Here is a 14,945-nt window from a genome sequence, read left to right as displayed (position 1 = left end):
GCCGGCGCCCCCGCCCGACAGCCCCGCCGCGAACGACGGCGGCGCGCCGGGCTCGGGCATGGACCGCGCGCTCATGCAGGCGGCGGAGCGGCTGATATTGGCCGACCTGAGCCGCGTGCTGCCACTGCGCGAGTTGGCGGCGCGCGTGGGCACGCACGAAAAGCGCCTGTCGCGCGTGTTCAAGGAGCTGACGAACCGCACGGTGTTCGAGTTCGTGCGCGAGGCGCGGCTGCACGAGGCGCAGCGCCTGCTGCTCGAATCGGCCATGCGCATCGAAGAGATCGCCGCGGCGGTGGGGTTCTCGAGCGCCGCGAATTTCGCGACGGCGTTTCGCGAGTACTTCGACTGCACGCCCTCGGCCTGTCGCCAGGCCGGTGTCGAACGTTCCGGCACCTGACGCGCGATGCATCCGGTGCGCACACGCCCCTGGTGGGCAAGCGGTCTGCTGCTCGGCCTGGCCTTGTGGCTGTGGGGCTTCGCGGCCAGCGCGGCGGAAGCCGTCAGGTTCAGCGCACTTGCCCGCGGCAAGGTCGCCATCGAACAGACCGTCGAGGTGTTCGCAGACCCCACGGCCCGCCTGTCGGCGCGCGAGGTGCTCGCCTTGCCCAGCGGCAGTGCGAACGGGTTCGTGCCCGCCACGCCCGACCAGCTGATGCGCGGGTTCTCGACCTCGGCGGTCTGGCTGCGCCTGTCGCTGGTCAACGATGCGCAGGAGGTGCGCACGGCGCGGTTCGGGCTCAACGTGACGTGGCTGCGGCATGTCGACTTTCATCTGCTGCGCACGCGCAATGGCCAACCCGCATGGACGCACGCGCAGGCCGGCGTGTCCGACCCGATGGACGCCACGCACCGCCACGACCGCATTCCGCAGCTGCAGATCGACCTGCAGCCGGGCGAGTCGGTGCAGGTGCTGGCGCGCGTCATGAGCACGGGCCAGATCAAGCTGGTGCTGGAGCTGCACACCGACGAGGCGTGGCATCACATCGAACGCAACCATGCGCTGCTCAGCGGCCTGCTGATCGGCGGGCTGCTGGCCTTCGCGGTGTATTCGGCCGCGCTGTGGTGGATTTCGCGCGCGCCGATGCTCGCGTTCCAGGCGGGGAGCTTTGCATTGCTGGCGCTGTACGAGGCCACCTACCGGGGCTATGCGCGCATCGCACTGTGGCCCGACAGCACCGTCTGGAGCTACCGCGGCCACAGCGTGATGGTGGCGGCCACGGCGCTGTGCCTGCTGCTGTACTTTCACGAGCGCGGCCGCCAGAGCCCGGTGCGCGTGCCCGGGCGCCCGCTGCTGTTCGTGCTGGCCGGCGTCGAGATCGTCGTGCTGCTGGGCACCTTGTTCGGCCCCTATGCGACCTTCGCGGCCATCGGCATCGTGAACGCGCCACTGATCGTGCTCGCGCTGACCGTCTGCACCTTCATCTACCAGCGGCGCGCCGGGCCGGGCGGGCGGCTGTCGCTGATGGTGATGCTCGTGATCTGCGTGGGCGCATTGATGCGCATGTCGGCGCTGATGTTCGCGGAGCGCTCAATGTCCGACTTCGACCACTATGCGTTGGCGTTCCCGGGCATGCTGGTGGGCGCGTTCGCGATCACGGCCTGGTCGTTCCAGGAAACGCGCCAGCGCAACGCCGCGCAGCAGACGCTGCTGCAGTGGCAGGCGCAGGAGCAGCAGCGGCTCGAAGAAGAAGTGGTTCGCAAGACCCGCGCCCTGAGCGAGGCGCTGGGCCAGGCCGAGCAGCGCACGCGCGAACAGAAGGAACTGCTGGCCTACATCAGCCACGACCTGCGTGCGCCGGTGGCCACCATCCTGGGCAACCTGAAGCTGATGCAGGACGGCAGCGACACGCCCGCGCCCGCGCGGCTCGCCACCATCGAACGCAGTGCGGCCTACCAGCTGGAGCTGATCGATGACCTGGTCGACTACGCCAAGGGCGAGCTGGCGCCGCTGGCCGTCGAGGCGCAGCCGGTGCAGCTGCGCACGCTGGTCGACAACGTCGCGCAGTACGCGCACGCGCTCGCGCAGCGCCAGCACAACAGCTTCGAACTGACGATCGACGGCGAACTGCCGGCCCTGGTCCGCCTGGACGGCAAGCGGCTGCAGCAGGTGGTGCTGAACCTGCTGTCGAACGCGGCCAGGTTCACGCGCAACGGCGCCATCGGGCTGCGCTTGCAGGCACAGCCGAGCGACGGCGCGTGGCAGCTGCACTTCGAAGTGACCGACAGCGGCACGGGCATCGACGCCGACACGCTCGAGCGCATGACGCGCCTGCTGGCCGACAACGCGCCCAGCATGGCGGGCGGCGGGCTCGGGCTGGTGATTGCGCAGCGCATCGTGCAGCGGATGGGCGGGCGGCTCGCCATTCACAGCGGCATGGGCGCGGGGACGCGGGTGGTGTTCTCGCTGTCGACCGAGCCGGCGCCTTCGTCGGACGCGCCTGCACCGCCGCCATCGGAACCCATCGCCGCGCCGCGCCCGCGTGCCAGGCCCCGGGCGCGCGGCCGGCTGCTGCCGGTGTTGACGCCGCTGTCGCCGGCGCAGAAGGACGAACTCGAAGTGCTCGCCCGCGACGGTCGCTGGAGCGACCTGCACGAGTGGGTGAACCGGCTGGCCACGGAGGCGCACAGCCAGCCGATGGTGCTGACGCTTCGCCAGGCGCTGGACCGGCTGGATTTCGAGCAGATCCGGTTGATTGCGCGCGCGGCGCCTTTGCGCCCGCTGTAGCTCGCAGGGGCCCCACGGCCAGAACCCATGCGACCGGCAGGGTCGCCTGATGGGTGGGCTTTCGCTTTCTATTTCGATATATCTAGAATAGTCTCGATCCACTCAAGAAAACCATCCCCATGCGCCACCTTCACCACGCTCCGCACCACCATCACCACCGCCACGCCCCGCGCGGCGAACACGAAGACGGCCTGGCCGGCGGCGGCCGCGGGATGCGCGGCGGACGCGGCGGCGGCGCGGGCCGGGTGTTCGGCCACGGCGGGCTGCGCTTCGTGCTGCTGCAGCTCATTGCCGACAAGCCCTCGCACGGCTACGAGCTCATCAAGGCCATCGAAGACCGCCTGGGCGGCACCTACGCGCCGAGCCCCGGCGTGGTCTACCCCACGCTCACGCTGCTGGAAGAGCTGGGCTACCTGAGCGTGGAAACCGCGGACGTCGGCGGCCGCAAGCGCTACAGCATCACGCCGAGCGGCCAGGAGTTCCTGGCCGCCAACCGCGAGACGGCCGACGCCATGATGGCCCGCATGGCAGGCGGCGTGGACGGCGCCGGCCCGCGCGCCGGACGGCCCCCGCAAGTCACCCGCGCCATCGAGAACCTCAAGCTCGCGATGCGCCTGCGCCTCGGCGGCGCCCCCCTCACCGAACAACAAGCCCACGAATTCGCCGCGGTGCTCGACAGCGCCGCACAACAGCTCGAACGCATCTGAACCAACCTGACATGATCGACTTCACCACCACTGCGCCTTCTTCCAACACGCCCGACCGCACGCCCCGCCGCGTGCGCCACGAACTGCGTTTTCGCCAACTCACGGTGAAGACCGTGCAGCGCGTGACGCCGCACCTGATCCGCATCACGCTGACCGGCGACGCGCTCCAGGGCTTCACCAGCCCCGGCTTCGACGACCACGCGAAGCTGTTCTTTCCCGATGCCACCACCGGCCAGCTCACGCTGCCGACCGCCGGCCCCGACGGCCCCGTGTGGCCCGAGGGCGGACGCCCCGCCATGCGCGACTACACGCCGCGCCGCCACGACGCACAAGCCAATACGCTGGAGATCGACTTCGCACTGCACGACGCCGGCCCCGCCACGCAGTGGGCCGAGCAGGCCAAGCCCGGCGACATCGTCGGCGTGGGCGGCCCGCGCGGTTCGTTCATCGTGTCGACCGAATTCGACTGGCACCTGCTGATCGGCGACGACACCGCCCTGCCCGCCATCTCGCGCCGCCTGGCCGAACTGCCGGCCGGCGCGCGCGTGGTGGTGCTGGCGGAAGTCGACAGCGCAGCCGACGAGATTCCTTTGGAGACGCAGGCCGAGCTCACGCTGCGCTGGGTGCACCGCGAAGGCGCCGCGCCGGGACTGAGCCCCGTGCTGGTCGACACGCTGAAAGCGATGACGCTGCCAGCCGGCGACTTCCACGCCTGGGTCGGTTGCGAATCGGCGATCGCGAAGGCGCTGCGCGCGCACCTCGTGGGCGAGCGCGGCGCGAACCCGAAGTGGGTTCGGGCGTCGGGCTACTGGCGTCGCGGTGCCGTGGCGACGCACGACACGCACGACGAATAAGGAAAGCGCGATTCAGTCGCGAAGCCCGGGGCCGGGCTTCGCGCTAGAGCCAGCCGACGCGCTTGAACCGGTAGTAGAGGTAGCCGCAGGTGCTGACGATCAGCCCCAGCGCCATCGCGTATCCATAGCGGAATTTCAGCTCGGGCATGTGCTCGAAGTTCATGCCCCAGATGCCCGCGAAGGCGGTGCACACCGCGAAGATGCTGGCCCAGGCGGCGAGCCGCTTGGTCACTTCGCTCTCCTCGATGGTGACCATCGAGAGGTTCACCTGCACCGCCGTGGCGATGGTGTCGCGCACCGCGTCGATGGAGCCGTTGATGCGCACCAGGTGGTCGCCCACGTCGCGAAAGTACTCCTGCGTGCCCACGCAGATCTGCGGCACGCGCCCGCCGTGCAGCTTGCCCGCCGCCTCCACCAGCGGCGCCACCGCGCGCTTGAGGATGAGGCTGCGGCGCTTCAGGTCGTACAGCTGCTTGATCTTGTCGCGCGCCGCGCCGCCCTGGGCAAAGATCTGCTGCTCGATGGATTCGAGTTCCACTTCGAGCGCGTCGATCACCGGAAAGTAGCGGTCGACCACCGCGTCCATCAGCGCATAGAGCACGAAGCCCGCGCCGTTGCGCAGCAGGTCGGGTTCGCGCTCGCAGCGCTCGCGCACGCCCAGAAAGCCCTGCTGGCTGCGGTTGCGCACCGACAGCACGTAGTTGCGGCCGACGAACACGTTGACCTCGCCCACGTTCACGCTGTGCCCGCTCTCGCCTTCGATCGAAGGCTCGACCAGGTGCATCACGACGAACAGCGAGTCGCCGTACTCCTCCACCTTGGGCCGCTGGTGGCCGTGCTGGGCGTCTTCGACGGCCAGCGGGTGCAGGTCGAACTCGTCCTGCATCTGCGCCAGCTCTTCGGGCGTGGCGTCGCTCAGCGCCACCCAGACGAAGCAGCCGGCGCGGGAGATGTAGTCGCTGATGTCCTCGACGGGAATGTCGGCGAGCTTGGCGCCGTTTTCATAGGCCACGCAGTTGATCAGCATCGGAGCACTTCCATCGTCGAACTTGAAGGGAGGTCAGGCCGCCGCATCGGTCGGTGCGGTCGCGGCCAGGCGGGCCGTGTCGGCCAGCGAGGCCTCGATGGCCTGCGTCTCGCGCGCGAGCAGGGCCAGGCCCTTGTCGGCGAATGCGCGGTGGCTGGCCACGTCGGCCCACAGGCTCGCCGCGGCTTCGGCACACGTCAGCGACGTGAAGCGGATGCGGCCCTTGGCCAGCGCGACGAAGCGCTGTTCGCGCAGCGGATCGGCCCGGTCCCAGGCGCCGCCGATGAGCACGCGCTTGCCGCGCTTGATGCGGGGCTCGCGCTCGGCAAAGAAAGGCAGCTTGGCGCCGAACCAGCCCGGCAGGCCGGTGTTCAGCGCGGTGTCGAAGGCCGAGGGGGCGGCGTTTGCCTTGGCAAAGTCGCGCAGCGTGCCGAGCTGGTAGAGCGCCGGGTCCTTGGCGCCGCCTGTGCCTTCCACGGGCCGGATGATGGACGGGCCGGTGTTGCCCGTGCCCGGGCGCCCTTCGGGCCGTTTCGACTTGCGCAGGTCCGCCAGCTGGGCCGGCGACATGCACAGGTACAGCGCCGCGAGGTCAGCGGGCAAGGTGGCGGTGTCCGGGAGCGCGTCCGCTGCAGGGCCTTTGATTTCATCCGACGGGGCCATGGGCGCCTTTGTTCTTCACGCGGGGTTTGCGCCGAGGGATTTTAGGAGGGGCGATGCGGGCCGCCGCCCGCGCCCGGCCGCGTCAGTGCTCGGGGCCGCCCTGCCCCTGCCCCGGTGGCTCGGGCGCCGGGGCCGGCAGCCATTGCAGCTCGTCCGGCAGGTACGGCCGCGACCAGCTCATGCCGTCCAGCCGCACGCGCAGCGTGAGCCCCCGCACGGTGGTCACGGTGCCGGGCTGCCCGTGCACCAGCACCCTGGCGCCCTTGCGGGCAGGCACATGAAATCGTTTCCGGATGTCCTCGTAGCTCACTGGGGTCTCCATCGATGAAGGTCGCGTGCGCCCGCGTAGTCATGCGCATGCGCATGACTACGCGCGGGGGAGCTGTCTGGATTCAGGGGAATGCGGCCAAAGTGGACGCGGCGGGGATGCCGGTGCGGGGAGGCCGGCGCGCACGCCGATGGCCGTCCCCGATAATGACCCGATCCCCGGGATGCGCAGCGCGCACCCTCTTTTCTTCTCCACGGATTCAATGACCTTACCGGTGAAAAGCACCAAAGATCAAGCCCCCTCGGCTGGCGATTTCGCCGGGCACACGCCGATGATGGCGCAGTACTTAGGCCTCAAGGCCGACCATCCGGACACTCTGCTGTTCTACCGGATGGGCGATTTCTACGAACTGTTCTGGGCCGACGCCGAAAAGGCCTCGCGCCTGCTCGACATCACGCTCACCCAGCGCGGCCAGTCGGCCGGGCAGCCGGTGCTGATGTGCGGCGTGCCCTTCCACTCGGTCGACACCTACCTGGCGCGGCTCATCAAGCTGGGCGAATCGGTCGCCATCTGCGAGCAGGTGGGCGAGGTCGGTGCCAGCAAGGGGCCGGTCGAGCGCAAGGTGGTGCGGGTGGTCACGCCCGGCACGCTGACCGACTCGGAACTGCTCAACGACAAGAGCGATTCGCTGCTGCTCGCCGTACATGCGGGCACGCGCAACTTCTGCGGCCTGGCCTGGCTCAGCGTGACGGGTGCCGAGCTGCGTCTGGCCGAGTGCCCGGCCGATGCGCTCGAAGCCTGGATCGCGCGCATCGCGCCGAGCGAGCTGCTGTACAGCGCCGAGGTCACGCCCGCCTTCGAGCAGCGCCTGAAGGCCGCGCGCGCGGCCGTGCCGTTCACGCTGTCGTTGCGTCCGGCCTGGCAGTTCGACCCCGGCCTGGGCGAGCGCAAGCTCAGTGAGCAGATGGGCAGCCACAGCCTCGCGGCATGGAACGCCGAATCGCTGGGCAATGCGCACGCCGCCGCCGCCGCGCTGCTGGGCTATGCCGAGCACACGCAGGGCCGCGCGCTGTCGCACGTGCAGCGGCTGTCGGTGGAACGCGACGGCGACCTGATCGAGCTGCCGCCCACCACGCGCCGCAACCTGGAGCTGGTGCAGACGCTGCGCGGCGAAGACGCGCCCACGATGTTCTCGCTGCTCGACACCTGCATGACGGGCATGGGCAGCCGCTTGCTCAAGCGCTGGCTGCTCTCGCCGCGCCGTGACCGCAGCGAAGCCCAGGGCCGGCTCGACGCCATCGGTGCGCTGCAGTCCCCCGGGCCCGGCGCCACGGCCGCGCCCTGGCGCACGCTGCGCGAGCAGCTGAAGAACACCAGCGACGTGGAACGCATCGCGGCGCGCATCGCGCTGCGCCAGGTGCGCCCGCGCGAACTGGTGGCGCTGCAGCTCGCGCTGGCGAAGGCCGAGCAACTGGCGCCGTTGCTGCCGGGCGCCGCCGCGCTGCTGGCGCAGATCATCGAACGCCTGGCACCGCCGCCGGGCTGCGCCGACCTGCTGGTGCGCGCGATCAAGCCCGATCCGTCGGCGCTGGTGCGCGACGGCGGCGTGATCGCCACCGGCCACGACGCCGAGCTCGACGAGCTGCGCGAGATCAGTGAGAACTGCGACGACTTCTTGCTCAAGCTCGAGATCAGCGAACGCGAGCGCACCGGCATCAGCAACCTGCGCGTGCAGTTCAACCGCGTGCACGGCTTCTACATCGAGGTGACGCAAAGCGCGCTCTCGAAGGTGCCCGACAACTACCGCCGCCGCCAGACGCTGAAGAACGCCGAGCGCTTCATCACGCCCGAGCTGAAGGCCTTCGAAGACAAGGCGCTGAGCGCGCAAGACCGCGCACTGGCGCGCGAGAAGTGGCTGTACGAGCAGCTGCTCGACGCGCTGCAGCCCTCGGTGCCCGCGCTCACGCAGCTGGCCGGCGGCATCGCCGCGCTCGACGCGCTGTGCGCGCTGGCCGAGCGCTCGCACACGCTGAACTGGCGCGCACCGACCTTCGTGTCGCACCCGTGCATCGAGATCCAGCAGGGCCGCCACCCGGTGGTGGAGGCGCGGCTGGCCGAGAAGTCGTCGGGCGGCTTCATCGCCAACGACACGCAGATGGGCCCGCAGCAGCGCATGCAGATCATCACCGGCCCGAACATGGGCGGTAAGTCGACCTACATGCGGCAGGTGGCGATCGTGGTGCTGCTGGCCTCCATCGGCTCGCACGTGCCGGCCACGGCCTGCCGGCTCGGGCCGATCGATGCCATTCACACGCGCATCGGCGCGGCCGACGACCTGGCCAACGCGCAGTCGACCTTCATGCTCGAGATGACCGAGGCCGCGCAAATCCTGCACAGCGCCACGGCGCAGTCGCTGGTGCTGATGGACGAGATCGGCCGCGGCACCAGCACCTTCGACGGCCTGGCGCTGGCGGCCGGCATCGCGGCGCAGCTGCACGACCGCAGCAAGGCCTTCACGCTGTTTGCCACGCACTACTTCGAGCTCACCGAGTTTCCGGCCACGCACCACGGCGCGGTGAACATGCACGTGAGCGCGACCGAGTCGGGCCGCGACATCGTGTTCCTGCACGAGATGCAGCCGGGCCCGGCCAGCAAGAGCTACGGCATCCAGGTGGCGCGCCTCGCGGGCATGCCCGCGGCGGTGGTCAACCACGCGCGGCAGGCGCTCGATGCGCTCGAATCGCAGCATGCGCAAACGCGTGCGCAGGTCGACCTGTTCGCGCCGCCGCCGGCCACCGAAACCCCCATGGCCAGCGCCGTAGAATCCGCGCTGGCTGCCCTCGACCCGGACACCATGAGCCCGCGCGAAGCCCTCGACGCGCTCTATGCCCTCCAGAAACTGAACGCACGTGAACGCAGTACCGCATGAGCGGGCCCAGTTCCTGCAAGGCGAACCCATGACTTATTGCGTAGGCATCAAACTCAACGCCGGCCTGGTGTTTCTCTCCGACTCGCGCACGAACGCGGGGGTCGACCACATCAGCACCTTCCGCAAGATGATCGTCTACGAGCAGCCGGGCGACCGCGTCATGGTGCTGCTGTCGTCGGGCAACCTGAGCATCTCGCAGTCGGTGCGCGAAATTTTGCAGATCGAAGAGCTGCGCGAAACGCGCGAAGACGGCACGCAGGGCGAACCCATCACCATCTGGAACGCCAAGAGCATGTTCGACGCCGCGCGCGTGCTGGGCTCGGCCGTGCGCCATGTGTACGACCGCGACGCCGAAGCACTCAAGCATGCGGGGCTGGACTTCAACGTGTCGTTCATCTTCGGCGGGCAGGTCAAGGGCGAAGGCATGCGCCTCTTTTTGGTCTACGCGGCCGGCAACTTCATCGAAGCCACCACCGAAACGCCCTACTTCCAGGTCGGCGAGTCGAAGTACGGCAAGCCCGTGCTCGACCGCGTGCTCACGCCCGAGACGCCGCTGGACGAAGCCGCCAAGTGCGCGCTGGTGTCGATGGACTCGACCATGAAGTCGAACCTGTCTGTGGGCCTGCCGCTGGACCTCGTGGTGTACGAGGCCAACAAGCTCGAGACCGACCGCGTGATCTGCATCGACGCGGACAACCCCTACTACCGCATGATGCACAACAGCTGGGGCCAGAAGCTGCGCGAGGTGTTCGACAGCATCGAAGACCCGGTGTGGGACGACAGCGCCACCGAACACCCGCTGCGGATGCCGGCCACGCGTCACAGCCCGCTGCGGAAAATCTCGACTCCCGACGAAAAGCTCATCTGAATCTGTCCGTGCCTCCTGTCATCTTTTCGCACGGCAACAGCTTTCCGGCGAGCACCTACCGCGTCGTTCTCGACAGCCTTCGCAACCGGGGCTTCGAGGTCGACGCCATCGAGAAATTCGGGCACGACCCGAAGTACCCCGTCACCGACAACTGGCCGCACCTGGTGCAGCAGCTGGCCGATTTCGCCAAGCTGCGCGCCGACCGCGCGGGCGGCCCGGTGTTCCTCATCGGCCATTCGCTGGGCGGCTTCCTGAGCCTGATGTGCGCGGCGCGCCACCCCGAGCTGGCGCGCGGCGTGCTGCTGATCGACTCGCCGATCCTCGGCGGCTGGCGCGCGAACACGCTCAACGTGGTCAAGCGCACGCCGCTCATGAAGAGCATTTCGCCCGGCGCCGTGAGCCGCAAGCGCAAGAACAGCTGGGAGCACCGCGAGGCGGTGTTCGAGCACTTCCGCAGCAAGAAGGCCTTCGCGAAGTGGGACGAGCAGGTGCTGCACGACTACATCGACCACGGCACCTTCGACAGCGAAGACACGCGCTCGCTGAGCTTCGACCGCGACGTGGAAACCGCCATCTACAACACCCTGCCCCACACGCTGGGCGGGCTGCTGCGCCGCCACCCGCTCAAGTGCAAGGTGGCTTTCATCGGCGGGCGCCAGTCGGTCGAGATGAAGCAGGTGGGCATGGCGATGACCGAGCAGGTCACCAAGGGCCGCATCACGATGCTCGACGGCAGCCACCTGTTCCCGATGGAAAAGCCGCTGGCCACGGCGGCGGCCATCGAGGCCTCGCTGCGCAACCTGATGTAGGTGGTGTTCAGGCGGTGCGGCAGGCGACCACGTCGCCGACGCGCAGCACACCGCCACGCAGCACCCGCGCCGTCACGCCGCCATGCCCGCGCATGGCGTTGTAGCCCCCGGCACCGAGCAGTTCTTCCATGCGCGAGCAGGGCTCGCAAGGCCCGGTGATCTCCAGCAGCACCTCGGACCCGAGCGCCAGCACCAGCGGCTGGTCGCGAAACAGCGAGCGCGCCGCCAGCAGGTTGAGGCCCGACACGACGAGGTTGCGGCGCAGCAGGCCGGCGTCGACACCCTCCATGCGCTGCGCGAGCGCCGCGATGACCGGCAGGTGCTCCGCCTGCATCAATGTGACCTGCCGCTTGCCACCGCCACGCCCGGCGCTGCTGCGGTCGTCGGCCAGGCCCAGCGCTTCGATCGCCAGCACCTCGTTCACCGATTGAACCGGCGTGCGCCGCGCGGGGCGCAGCAGGATGGCATCGAGCCGGCCGGGATGCGGAAACTGCCGGGTCAGAGCGTGGAGGTCGGACATGCGCCGCATTGTCCACGCGGACTTTTTTGCGCACCGCTGTCGGCCCGCCGCATACTGGCGCGTCCTTGGGGTTGAACCGACCTTCTTCGAAGCGACACGCACCGCGCCGACGATGACCACCACCGAGCTGAGCTGGATCGCCACCACACTGACCGCTGCGCGTCCGCGCGCGGTGGCGGCGCTGCTGCGCTACTTCCGCGACCTGGACACGGCCGAGGAAGGCTTCCAGGAAGCCAGCCTGCGCGCGCTGCGGCACTGGCCCGAGCACGGCCCGCCCGACGATCCGCTGGCGTGGCTGATCCTCGTGGGGCGCAACGCGGCGCTCGACGAGCTGCGGCGGCGCGACCGGCACGATCCGCTGCCCGAAGAGGACGACGGCGACGCGGACGCGACCCTCGACCCCGATCTCGCCGAACAGCTCGACCAGTCGCACTACCGCGACGACGTGCTGCGCCTGCTGTTCGTCTGCTGCCACCCCGCGTTGCCGCTCGCGCAGCAGATCGCACTGGCGCTGCGCATCGTCTCGGGGCTGTCGGTGCCGGAGATCGCGCGCGCCTTCCTGGTCGGCGAGCGTGCGATGGAGCAGCGCATCACGCGCGCCAAGCAGCGCGTGGCCGCGGCCGGCCTGCCCTTCGATGCGCCCGGCGCGCGCGAGCGCGGCGAGCGGCTGACGGCCGTGGGCGCGGTGGTCTACCTGCTGTTCAACGAAGGCTATGCGGCCAGCGGCGGCACGGCCCATGTGCGCGTGGCGCTGTGCGAAGAGGCGATCCGCCTCGCGCGCCTGCTGTGCGACCTGTTCCCCGACGCGCCCGAGACCGCCGGCCTGTGCGCCCTGCTGCTGTTGCAGCACGCGCGCGCCGATGCGCGGCTCGACGCGGCCGGCATGGTCGTGCTGCTCGAAGACCAGGACCGCACGCGCTGGCACCGCGCGGCGATCGACGAAGGCCTGGCGCTGCTCGACGCCGCGCTGCGCCAGCGCCGCGTCGGGCCGTACCAGCTGCAGGCGGCCATCGCGGCCACGCACGCGCGGGCTGCGCGCGCGGCCGACACCGACTGGGCTGAGATCGACCGGCTCTACGCCGGGCTCGAAAAGCTGCAGCCCTCGCCCGTGGTCACGCTCAACCGCGCAGTGGCCGTGGCCAAGGTGCGCGGGCCCGAAGCGGCATTGGCGATGGTCGACACGCTGGCGGTTCCGCTGTCGGCGTACTTCCACTTCCACGGCCTGCGCGGCGGGCTGCTGATGCAGCTGGGCCGCGCCGACGAAGCGCGCCGCGCCTTTGCCGACGCGCTCGCACTGGCCCGCACCGCCGCCGAAGCCGCGCACATCCGCCTGCTGCTCGACCGTCTCGGCGCGGGCACCTCTTCCGACTCCCTTCAAGCAAAGGACGCACGATGCTCTATTCCATCCTGATCTACGGTTCCGAAGCTGCGGCGGCCGGCTGGGCGCCCGAGGTCGAAGACGAGATGCTCGAGCGCCACACCGACCTGCGCGACGAGCTGCAGGCTGCCGGCCGGCTCGGCACCGTGCTGCGCCTGATGCCCGACACCGCCACCACCGTGCGGCACGCCGGCGCCGCGCACCCGCTGGTGACCGACGGGCCGTTCGCCGAGACGAAGGAGCAGCTGATGGGCATCTACATCGTCGAGTGCGAGTCACTCGAAGACGCGCGGCATGCGGCGCGGCGGCTGGACTTCGAGGGCGGCGTGTTCGAGATCCGCCCGGTGACCTGGTACGACCCGGGCGTGATTGCGCCGCGCATCCCGCAGGTCTGAAAAAAACTCCACTGCGCTGTCGGATCAGCTGGGCCTGCGCCGTCCTTGGAACGAGCGCCCGCATGTCGCGGGTCGCCACTCACGCCAAGGAGAAACGTCCATGCCCTCGAATGTCCCCTCTTTGAAAGACCGCTGCGCCGTGATCCACGGCGGCAGCGGTGCCCTCGGCGGCGCCGTCGCCCGTGCCTTTGCACGCGAAGGCGCCCGCGTGTTCGTCACCGGCCGCAGCCGCGACAAGCTCGATGCGGTGGTGCGAGACATCACCCAAGCCGGCGGCCGCGCACAGGCCGCGGTGGTCGACGCGCTGGACGAAGCCGCGATGCTGCGCCACGCGGCCGAGGTCGCCGAGCAAGTCGGCGGCATCGACCTCGCGTTCAACGCGGTCGGCATCTTCCACGTGCAGGGCCGGCCGCTGGCCGAGTTGTCGCTGGAGGACTTCTTCCTCCCCATCCACGCCTACACGCGCAGCAACTTCCTCACCGCCAAGGCCGTGGCGCCGCACATGGCGGCGCGCGGCGGCGGCGTGATCCTGTCGGTGTCGACGCCCGCCTCGCGCCTACCCGGCCCCGGGTACCTCGGACATGCCGTGGCCTGCGCCGGCGTGGAGGGGCTCGCGCGTCACATGGCGGGCGAGCTGGCGGTCTTTCGCATCCGCACGGCCTGCATCCGCTCGCACGCGATTCCCGAGGCGGTGGCCGCGGGCTCGCACAGCGGCGAGGTGTTTCGCCCGGCGGCCGAGCGCATGGGCCTCACGGTCGAGCAGATGCTGGCCGCGCGGCCCGAGGGGCTGCTGGTCGAACGCCTGCCCTCGCTGGACCAGCTCGCGGGCACCGCAGTGTTCCTGGCCTCGCCGCTGGCCGGGGCCATGACCGGGGCAATAGTCAACCTGAGCGGAGGGGTCATCCTCGATTAGGGTTGTGGTCGCTTTGAATTAACATCAAGATACAAATAGGAACTTTAGAAACAGTCGTTTCATTTAAGAAAAAACGTTGCACCACGTACACCACGGCTCAAAAATGTCGTCCTATGTCTGCCCCTCTCCTGGAAGACGTTGAAGTGGTCTCGCTGAGCCCCGCGCTGGTGGTCGAAGACGATCCGGCCATGCGCGAGCGCCTGGCGTACGTGCTGTCGACACTCGGATGCGACGAGCCCCAGATCGCCTGGGCCGACAGCCTGACCTCGGCCCGCTCGCTGCTGGAGCAGCAGCATTTCGGTGTGGCGCTGATCGACATCGGCCTGCCCGACGGCAGCGGCGTCGACCTGATCGAGTGGATGCACGTGCACCACCGGCTGGTGCCCGCCGTGGTGATCTCGGCCTGGCGCACCGAGGCCGTGATCTTCGCGGCGCTGCGCGCCGGCGCCATCGGCTACCTGCTGAAGGAACGCGACGACCTCGAGCTCAGCATCGCGCTGCGCAGCATCGAGCAAGGCGGCGCGCCGATCGACCCGGCCATCGCCCGCCGCATCCTCGGCTGGGTCGCGACCCAGCTGCCCGGCCTGCCCTCGCCGCCCGACGACCCGTCGCTGACGCCCGCCACCACGCCCGTCATGCTGACGCCGCGCGAGCGCAAAATCCTCGAGCTCGTGTCGCAAGGGATGAGCAACCGCGACATGGCGGAGGCGCTGTCGATCTCCAGACTGACCGTGGAATGCCACACCAAGAACATCTACCGCAAGCTGGCCGTCAACTCGCGCACCGAGGCGGTCTACCAGGGCCGAAGGCAGGGCTTGCTGCGCTGACGGTCTTCGCGGGCCTCGTGATGTGGGCCCTGTGGCTGCTGCTCTCGACGGGCAGCGCACAC

General features: G+C 69.7%; 15 protein-coding genes. 11 read left to right on the top strand and 4 right to left on the bottom strand.

From position 1 onward, the window contains the following. The 4 genes from AC07YS_RS29085 to AC07YS_RS29070 all read left to right on the top strand — a co-directional run. On the top strand, positions 1-397 hold a 397-nt coding region (locus AC07YS_RS29085; protein ID WP_495275749.1), incomplete at its 5' end, for a helix-turn-helix domain-containing protein. A 15-nt stretch (positions 398-412) separates the two neighbouring features. Then, complete coding sequence (locus tag AC07YS_RS29080; RefSeq protein ID WP_495267617.1) at positions 413-2,725, top strand: sensor histidine kinase; 2,313 nt, start codon at positions 413-415, stop codon at positions 2,723-2,725. A 119-nt stretch (positions 2,726-2,844) separates the two neighbouring features. Next, a complete protein-coding gene (locus AC07YS_RS29075) occupies positions 2,845-3,432 on the top strand; it encodes a PadR family transcriptional regulator (RefSeq protein ID WP_062474958.1) in 588 nt (195 codons plus the stop codon). A gap of 11 nt (positions 3,433-3,443) precedes the next feature. Beyond that, on the top strand, positions 3,444-4,286 hold the full coding sequence (locus AC07YS_RS29070; protein WP_495267618.1) for a siderophore-interacting protein: 843 nt from the start codon (positions 3,444-3,446) through the stop codon (positions 4,284-4,286). A 43-nt stretch (positions 4,287-4,329) separates the two neighbouring features. Here the strand turns inward: AC07YS_RS29070 and corA are convergent, their stop codons facing one another. The 3 genes from corA to AC07YS_RS29055 form a co-directional block, all read right to left on the bottom strand. Continuing rightward, the gene (gene corA, locus AC07YS_RS29065) at positions 4,330-5,313 is read right to left on the bottom strand and encodes a magnesium/cobalt transporter CorA (RefSeq protein WP_095746134.1); all 984 of its coding nucleotides are present in this window, start codon (positions 5,311-5,313) and stop codon (positions 4,330-4,332) included. Positions 5,314-5,346: 33 nt separating this feature from the next. After that, entirely contained in the window at positions 5,347-5,916 is a 570-nt protein-coding gene (locus tag AC07YS_RS29060; RefSeq protein WP_495267619.1) for a hypothetical protein, read from the bottom strand. A gap of 142 nt (positions 5,917-6,058) precedes the next feature. Then, positions 6,059-6,253, bottom strand: coding sequence for a polysaccharide deacetylase (locus tag AC07YS_RS29055; protein WP_495267620.1), 195 nt, complete (start codon positions 6,251-6,253; stop codon positions 6,059-6,061). 253 nt (positions 6,254-6,506) lie between these two features. Here AC07YS_RS29055 and mutS point away from each other — a divergent pair, with 253 nt between their 5' ends. From mutS to AC07YS_RS29040, 3 genes are read left to right on the top strand one after another with little or no spacing between them, the layout of a single operon-like run. After that, positions 6,507-9,173 (top strand): DNA mismatch repair protein MutS, encoded by a 2,667-nt coding sequence (mutS, locus tag AC07YS_RS29050; protein ID WP_495267621.1) that lies wholly within the window; start codon positions 6,507-6,509, stop codon positions 9,171-9,173. Between the two features lie 28 nt (positions 9,174-9,201). After that, positions 9,202-10,041 (top strand): proteasome-type protease, encoded by an 840-nt coding sequence (locus AC07YS_RS29045; protein WP_062474940.1) that lies wholly within the window; start codon positions 9,202-9,204, stop codon positions 10,039-10,041. 2 nt (positions 10,042-10,043) lie between these two features. Further along, the gene (locus tag AC07YS_RS29040; protein WP_175497143.1) at positions 10,044-10,850 is read left to right on the top strand and encodes an alpha/beta fold hydrolase; all 807 of its coding nucleotides are present in this window, start codon (positions 10,044-10,046) and stop codon (positions 10,848-10,850) included. A gap of 7 nt (positions 10,851-10,857) precedes the next feature. Here AC07YS_RS29040 and AC07YS_RS29035 read toward each other — a convergent pair whose 3' ends face one another. Beyond that, positions 10,858-11,370, bottom strand: a complete 513-nt coding sequence (locus AC07YS_RS29035) for an MOSC domain-containing protein (RefSeq protein WP_495267622.1) — start codon at positions 11,368-11,370, stop codon at positions 10,858-10,860. 112 nt (positions 11,371-11,482) lie between these two features. On the opposite strand from AC07YS_RS29035, the gene AC07YS_RS29030 reads away from it, so the two are divergent. From AC07YS_RS29030 to AC07YS_RS29015, 4 genes are all read left to right on the top strand, one after another. Beyond that, positions 11,483-12,781 carry an RNA polymerase sigma factor gene (locus tag AC07YS_RS29030; protein WP_495267623.1) on the top strand — a complete coding sequence of 433 codons (1,299 nt, stop codon included), beginning with the start codon at positions 11,483-11,485 and terminating at the stop codon, positions 12,779-12,781. Next, positions 12,763-13,143 (top strand): YciI family protein, encoded by a 381-nt coding sequence (locus AC07YS_RS29025; protein WP_070062632.1) that lies wholly within the window; start codon positions 12,763-12,765, stop codon positions 13,141-13,143. The genes AC07YS_RS29030 and AC07YS_RS29025 overlap by 19 nt, the downstream gene beginning before the upstream one ends. A gap of 100 nt (positions 13,144-13,243) precedes the next feature. Next, on the top strand, positions 13,244-14,056 hold the full coding sequence (locus AC07YS_RS29020) for an SDR family NAD(P)-dependent oxidoreductase (protein ID WP_495267624.1): 813 nt from the start codon (positions 13,244-13,246) through the stop codon (positions 14,054-14,056). Positions 14,057-14,169: 113 nt separating this feature from the next. Further along, positions 14,170-14,883, top strand: coding sequence for a response regulator transcription factor (locus AC07YS_RS29015; protein WP_062474925.1), 714 nt, complete (start codon positions 14,170-14,172; stop codon positions 14,881-14,883). Positions 14,884-14,945: the final 62 nt, after the last annotated feature.

The organism is Variovorax sp. GW458-11-26-14-LB1, assembly GCF_059423965.1.
Note: the sequence above shows the minus strand (reverse complement) of the source record. Positions and strands in the feature narration are given on the sequence as shown.